Source organism: Streptomyces sp. NPDC031121 (assembly GCF_055570615.1).
The window spans coordinates 347,607-354,228 of sequence record NZ_JBVIGV010000010.1 but is presented as its reverse complement, the minus strand read 5'-3'; the positions used below and the strand labels follow the sequence as shown (position 1 = coordinate 354,228).

Here is a 6,622-nt window from a genome sequence, read left to right as displayed (position 1 = left end):
TTGCGATTGGGAGAGATCGTGGGGTGGGCTCCCTCTCTTCCCCCCCCCCCCCCCCCCCCCCCCCCCCCCCCCCCCCCCCCCCCTTCCCCCTCCCCCCCCCCCCCCCCCCCCCCCCCGCCGCCGTACGGATGGTGCGGGCGGATGCTCAGGCGCCCATGGCGTGCAGGCCGCCGTCCACGTGGACGATCTCGCCCGTGGTCTTCGGGAACCAGTCCGACAGCAGCGCGACGACGCCGCGGCCCGCCGGCTCCGGGTCGCTCATGTCCCACTCCAGCATGGAGCGGTGGTTCCAGGTGTCCGCCAGCTCGCCGAAGCCCGGGATGGACTTCGCGGCCATCGAGCCGAGGGGGCCGGCCGAGACCAGGTTGCAGCGGATGTTCTCCTTGCCCAGGTCGCGGGCGAGGTAGCGGCTGGTGGCCTCCAGGGCGGCCTTGGCCGGGCCCATCCAGTCGTACTGGGGCCAGGCGAACTGCGCGTCGAAGGTGAGGCCGACGACGGCCGCGCCCTCCGCCGGGAACAGCGGCTTGCAGGCCATGGTCAGCGACTTCAGCGAGAACGCCGAGACGTGCATGGCGGTCGCGACCGACTCGAACGGCGTGTTCAGGAAGTTGCCGCCGAGGGCGTCCTGCGGGGCGAAGCCGATCGAGTGGACGACGCCGTCGAGGCCGCCGAGCTCGTCGCGGACCAGCTGCTCCAGGCGGCCGAGGTGCTCGTCGTTGGTGACGTCCAGCTCGATGACCTTGACGGGCTTGGGGAGCTTCTTGGCGATGCGCTCGGTCAGGGTGGGCCGGGGCCATGCGGTGAGGATGACCTCGGCGCCCTGCTCCTGGGCCAGCTTGGCGACGTGGAAGGCGATGGAGGACTCCATCAGCACGCCGGTGACGAGGATCCGCTTGCCCTCGAGGATTCCGCTCATGGTGATCAGTGACCCATGCCCAATCCGCCGTCAACGGGAATGACGGCTCCGGTGATGTACGCGGCGTCGTCCGACGCCAGGAAGCTGACCGCCGCCGCGATCTCCTCGGGCTGCGCGTAGCGGGCGAGCGGCACGTTCGCCACGATGGCCGCGCGCTGCTCGTCGGTGAGCACCTTCGTCATGTCGGTGTCCACGAAACCGGGGGCGACGACGTTGAAGGTGATGTTGCGGGAGCCCAGCTCGCGGGCGAGCGAGCGGGCGAAGCCGACGAGCGCCGCCTTGGAGGCCGCGTAGTTGGCCTGGCCGGCGGAGCCGAGGAGGCCCACGACCGAGGAGATCAGGACGACGCGGCCCTTCTTGGCGCGCAGCATGCCGCGGTTGGCGCGCTTGACCACGCGGAAGGTGCCGGTGAGGTTGGTGTCGACCACCGAGGTGAAGTCGTCCTCGGACATGCGCATCAGCAGCGTGTCCTTGGTGATGCCGGCGTTGGCCACGAGGACCTCGACGGCGCCGTGGGCGTCCTCGATCTCCTTGTAGGCCTGCTCCACCTGCTCGGAGTCGGTGATGTCGCACCGGACCGCCAGGACGCCGAGTGCGGTGAGCTCCTCCGGCGGCTCGCCCGAGCGGTACGTGACCGCGACCTTGTCGCCGGCCTGTGCGAAGGCGCGGGCGATGGCGAGGCCGATGCCCCGGTTTCCTCCGGTGACGAGAACCGAGCGGCTCAACGGATCACCCTTTCGACTAGCGGTCTGAGTACCAGAAACCTATAGGCCCCGCAGGGAATGCGGAGAATCGATGTCCCACAGGGCCGTGCGACGGGCTCTGTCGAGTCCCTACAGAAAGAGGTAGGCACGAAAGCCCCGGGCGCGCCATGATCGGGGGGACCGGCCCCGACCTCGGGAGGAATTCCGTGCCCCATTCCATCGACGCGGCTTTCACCGCGCTGCCCCTGCGGGCGCTCGCCGACGCGGCGCTCGCCCGGGCCCGCGCGCTGGGCGCCGAGCATGCCGACTTCCGGCTGGAGCGGATCCGCAGCGCGTCCTGGCGGCTGCGGGACGCCAAGCCCTCCGGCGGGTCCGACACCACGGACCTCGGGTACGCGGTCCGCGTGGTGCACGGCGGCGCGTGGGGATTCGCCTCCGGTGTGGACCTGACGATGGACGGTGCGGCGCGCGTCGCGTCCCAGGCAGTAGCCATGGCGAAGCTGTCCGCGCAGGTCATCAAGGCCGCCGGGTCCGGCGAGCGGGTCGAGCTGGCCGAGGAGCCGGTGCACGCCGACAAGACGTGGATCTCCTCGTACGAGGTGGACCCCTTCTCCGTGCCGGACGCCGACAAGGCCGCCCTGCTGGCCGACTGGAGCTCCCGCCTGCTCGCCGCGGACGGAGTGGCGCACGTGGACGCCTCGCTGCTCGCCGTGCACGAGAACAAGTTCTACGCCGACACGGCCGGCACCGTGACGACCCAGCAGCGGGTGCGCGTCCACCCGCAGCTCACCGCGGTCGCCGTGGACGCGCAGACCGGCGGCTTCGACTCGATGCGGACCATCGCGCCGCCGGTCGGCCGCGGCTGGGAGTACCTGACCGGCACCGGCTGGGACTGGGACGCCGAGCTGGAGCGGATCCCGGAGCTGCTCGCGGAGAAGATGCGGGCGCCGAGCGTCGAGGCGGGCCGCTACGACCTCGTGGTCGACCCCTCCAACCTGTGGCTGACCATCCACGAGTCGATCGGGCACGCCACCGAGCTGGACCGGGCTCTCGGCTACGAGGCGGCGTACGCGGGAACCTCCTTCGCCACGTTCGACCAGCTCGGCGAGCTCAGGTACGGCTCGTCGATCATGAACGTGACCGGCGACCGCACCGCCGAGCACGGCCTGGCCACCATCGGCTACGACGACGAGGGCGTCGAGGCGCAGAGCTGGGACCTGGTCCGGGAGGGCACCCTGGTCGGCTACCAGCTGGACCGGCGCATCGCGAAGCTGACCGGCCTCGGGCGGTCCAACGGCTGCGCCTTCGCCGACTCCCCCGGGCACGTCCCCGTCCAGCGCATGGCGAACGTCTCGCTCCGGCCGGACCCGGGGGGGCTCTCCACGGAGGACCTGATCGGCGGGGTGGAGCGCGGCATCTACGTCGTCGGCGACCGCTCCTGGTCGATCGACATGCAGCGCTACAACTTCCAGTTCACCGGGCAGCGCTTCTACCGGATCGAGAACGGCCGGCTGGCCGGCCAGCTGCGCGACGTCGCCTACCAGGCGACGACCACCGAGTTCTGGGGGTCCATGGAGAAGGTCGGCGGCCCGCAGACGTACGTCCTGGGCGGCGCCTTCAACTGCGGCAAGGCGCAGCCGGGCCAGGTCGCCTCCGTCTCGCACGGCTGCCCGTCCGCGCTGTTCCGCGACGTGAACATCTTGAACACCACCCAGGAGGCCGGTCGCTGATGACCTCGAACCGCACGAAGCCGCACGAGATCGTCGAGCGGGCCCTGGAGCTGTCCACCGCCGACGGCTGCGTCGTCATCGCCGACGAGGAGTCGACGGCCAACCTGCGCTGGGCCGGCAACACGCTCACGACCAACGGCGTGACCCGCGGCCGCACGCTGACCGTCATCGCCACGGTCGACGGGCGGGAGGGCACCGCCTCGGGGGTCGTGTCGCGCTCGGCCGTCACCGCCGGGGACCTGGAGCCGCTGGTCCGGGCCGCGGAGGCCGCGGCGCGCGACGCCGGGCCCGCGGAGGACGCGCAGCCGCTGGTCACGGGCACGCCCGCCTCGCCGGACTTCGCCGACGCCCCGGCCGAGACGTCCTCGTCGGTCTTCGCGGACTTCGCCCCGGCGCTCGGCGAGGCCTTCGCCCGGGCCCGGGCGGGCGGCCGCGAGCTGTACGGCTTCGCCAACCACGAGCTGGTCTCCACATACGTCGGCACCTCGACCGGGCTGCGGCTGCGGCACGACCAGCCGAACGGCACGCTGGAGCTGAACGCGAAGTCACCGGACCGGCAGCGCTCGGCGTGGGCGGGCCGCGGCACCCGGGACTTCAAGGACGTGGACCCGCTCGCGCTGGACGCGGAGCTCGCCGTGCGCCTGGGCTGGGCGGAGCGCCGCTTCGACCTGCCGGCCGACCGGTACGAGACGCTGCTGCCGCCGACGGCCGTGGCGGACCTGCTGATCTACCAGATGTGGTCGGCGGCGGCCCGGGACGCGGTGGAGGGCCGGACGGTGTTCTCCAAGCCGGGCGGCGGCACCCGGCTCGGGGAGCGGCTGTCCCGGCTGCCGCTGACCCTGCGCAGCGACCCGAACGCCCCGGGCCTGGAGTCGGCGCCGTTCGTGATCGCGCACAGCTCGGGCGACGACGCGTCGGTCTTCGACAACGGCCTGCCGGTGCCCGCGACCGACTGGATCAAGGACGGCGAGCTGGCCCGGCTGACCACGACCCGGCACACCGCGGCCCTCACGGGGATGCCGCTCTCCCCCGGCTTCGGCAACCTGGTCCTGGACGGGGGCGGGGAGAAGTCGCTGGAGGAGATGGTCGCCGGGACGCGGCGGGGCCTGCTGCTGACCTGCCTGTGGTACATCCGCGAGGTGGATCCGGCGACGCTGCTGCTGACCGGCCTGACCCGGGACGGCGTCTACCTGGTGGAGGACGGGGAGGTCGTCGGCGAGGTGAACAACTTCCGGTTCAACGAGTCGCCGGTGGACCTGCTCTCGCGGGCCTCGGAGGCGGGGCGGACCGAGAAGACGCTGCCGCGCGAGTGGAGCGACTGGTTCACCCGGGCCGCGATGCCGGCGCTGCGGATCCCGGACTTCAACATGAGTTCCGTCAGCAAGGGCGTCTGACCGTACGCGCCCGCCCTCCCGTCGGCTCCGGCCCGCCGGGAGGGCGTCGGGAGGCGGCTCCCCGCCCGCCTAGACTGGCGGGAGACCCTTCACCACCCTGTTTCACCTCGTTCAAGGAGAGTCACGACCGTGACGGACATCGTCGACGAACTGAAGTGGCGCGGGCTGTTCGCCCAGTCCACCGACGAAGAAGCGCTGCGCAAGGCGTTCGCGGACGGTCCGGTCACGTTCTATTGCGGCTTCGACCCGACGGCGGCCTCGCTGCACGTCGGGCACCTGGTGCAGGTCCTCACCGTGCGCCGGCTCCAGCAGGCCGGGCACCGGCCGCTGGCGCTGGTCGGCGGGGCCACCGGCCAGATCGGCGACCCGCGCCCGACCGCCGAGCGCACCCTGAACGACCCGGAGACGGTGGCGAACTGGGTGAACCGGCTGCGGACGCAGATCGAGCCGTTCCTGTCCTTCGAGGGCGAGAACGCGGCGGTCATGGTCAACAACCTGGACTGGACGGCGGGCCTGTCCGCCATCGAGTTCCTGCGGGACATCGGCAAGCACTTCCGCGTCAACAAGATGCTGACGAAGGACTCCGTGGCCCGCCGCCTGGAGTCGCAGGAGGGCATCAGCTACACGGAGTTCAGCTACCAGCTCCTCCAGGGCATGGACTTCCTGGAGCTGTACCGCCGGTACGGGTGCACCCTCCAGCAGGGCGGCTCCGACCAGTGGGGCAACCTGGTGGCCGGCCTCGACCTGATCCACAAGCTGGAGCCGCAGGCGCAGGTCCACGCGCTGGCGACGCCGCTGATGGTCAAGGCGGACGGCACCAAGTTCGGCAAGACCGAGAGCGGGGCCGTCTGGCTCGACCCGGAGATGACGACGCCGTACGCGTTCTACCAGTTCTGGCTGAACGTGGACGACCGGGACGTCTCCACCTACCTGCGGATCCTGTCCTTCCGGTCCCGCCAGGAGCTGGAGGAGCTGGAGGCGCAGACCGCGGAGCGGCCGCAGGCCCGTGCCGCGCAGCGCGCGCTGGCGGAGGAGCTGACGACGCTGGTGCACGGCGCCGACCAGTGCGCCGCGGTCATCGCCGCGTCGAAGGCCCTGTTCGGGCAGGGCGAGCTGGCGGACCTGGACGAGGCCACGCTGGCCGCGGCCCTGTCCGAGCTGCCGCACGCGAAGGTGGCCGAGCCGGCCCCGGTCGTGGACCTGTTCGCGGAGACCGGGCTGGTCGCGAGCAAGTCGGCCGGCCGCCGCACCGTGAAGGAGGGCGGCGCCTACGTGAACAACGTGAAGGTGACCGCGGAGGACGCGGTCCCGGCCGCGTCGGACCTGCTGCACGGGCGCTGGCTGGTGCTGCGCCGGGGCAAGAAGAACCTGGCCGCGGTCGAGGTCGCGGGCGCCTGAGGCAGGCGCCGCCACGGGGCACGGCGCAGGGGCCGGTCCGGACGCGAGGTCCGGGCCGGCCCCTGCCGCGTGCGCCCCGCGGGGGTCAGGTCGTGCGCTTGCTCCCGCGCAGCGACATGTAGATCATGTCGCCGAGGCCGACGATCAGGACGGCGCCCGCGAGCTGGAGCAGGTGCCGGATCCAGTCGATGCCCGCGGTCTCGCGCACGCCGAGCCAGCCCGCCACGGCGTTGCCGAGGATGGCGCCGACGATGCCGAAGAGCGTCGTGAGCCAGAGCGGCTGGTGCTGTTTGCCCGGCAGGATCGCCCGCGCGATGAGGCCGAGCACGAAACCGACGATGATCGCCCACAACCACTGCATGTCGAGCCTCCTCAGGGCGCGTCCTGCGCATGTGGGCCCAGTTTCGGCCCGCCGGGCCCGGCCCGCACGTCGGGCGCGTCCGCCCGGGGCCACCCGGCCTGCGCACCGCCCGGCGCCCG

General features: G+C 72.3%; 6 protein-coding genes. 3 read left to right on the top strand and 3 right to left on the bottom strand.

Translation table 11 applies throughout. The annotated features are described in order from the left end of the window. Positions 1–145: 145 nt before the first annotated feature. A complete protein-coding gene (fabI, locus tag ACZ462_RS21115; protein WP_114057006.1) occupies positions 146–916 on the bottom strand; it encodes an enoyl-ACP reductase FabI in 771 nt (256 codons plus the stop codon). Between the two features lie 5 nt (positions 917–921). After that, positions 922–1,641 (bottom strand): 3-oxoacyl-[acyl-carrier-protein] reductase, encoded by a 720-nt coding sequence (gene fabG / locus ACZ462_RS21110; protein ID WP_114057007.1) that lies wholly within the window; start codon positions 1,639–1,641, stop codon positions 922–924. Positions 1,642–1,826: 185 nt separating this feature from the next. Between fabG and ACZ462_RS21105 the strand changes: the two genes are divergently transcribed. The 3 genes from ACZ462_RS21105 (at position 1,827) to tyrS (ending at position 6,142) form a co-directional block, all read left to right on the top strand. Then, positions 1,827–3,350: a TldD/PmbA family protein gene (locus ACZ462_RS21105; RefSeq protein WP_467809940.1), complete on the top strand. Its 1,524-nt coding sequence runs from the start codon at positions 1,827–1,829 to the stop codon at positions 3,348–3,350. Beyond that, on the top strand, positions 3,350–4,744 hold the full coding sequence (locus ACZ462_RS21100; protein ID WP_467809939.1) for a metallopeptidase TldD-related protein: 1,395 nt from the start codon (positions 3,350–3,352) through the stop codon (positions 4,742–4,744). The genes ACZ462_RS21105 and ACZ462_RS21100 overlap by 1 nt, the downstream gene beginning before the upstream one ends. Before the next feature lie 129 nt (positions 4,745–4,873). Beyond that, the gene (gene tyrS / locus ACZ462_RS21095; protein WP_467809938.1) at positions 4,874–6,142 is read left to right on the top strand and encodes a tyrosine--tRNA ligase; all 1,269 of its coding nucleotides are present in this window, start codon (positions 4,874–4,876) and stop codon (positions 6,140–6,142) included. Positions 6,143–6,227: 85 nt separating this feature from the next. On the opposite strand, the gene ACZ462_RS21090 is transcribed toward tyrS, so the two are convergent. Next, positions 6,228–6,503 (bottom strand): GlsB/YeaQ/YmgE family stress response membrane protein, encoded by a 276-nt coding sequence (locus tag ACZ462_RS21090; protein WP_467809937.1) that lies wholly within the window; start codon positions 6,501–6,503, stop codon positions 6,228–6,230. Between the last annotated feature and the right edge of the window lie 119 nt (positions 6,504–6,622).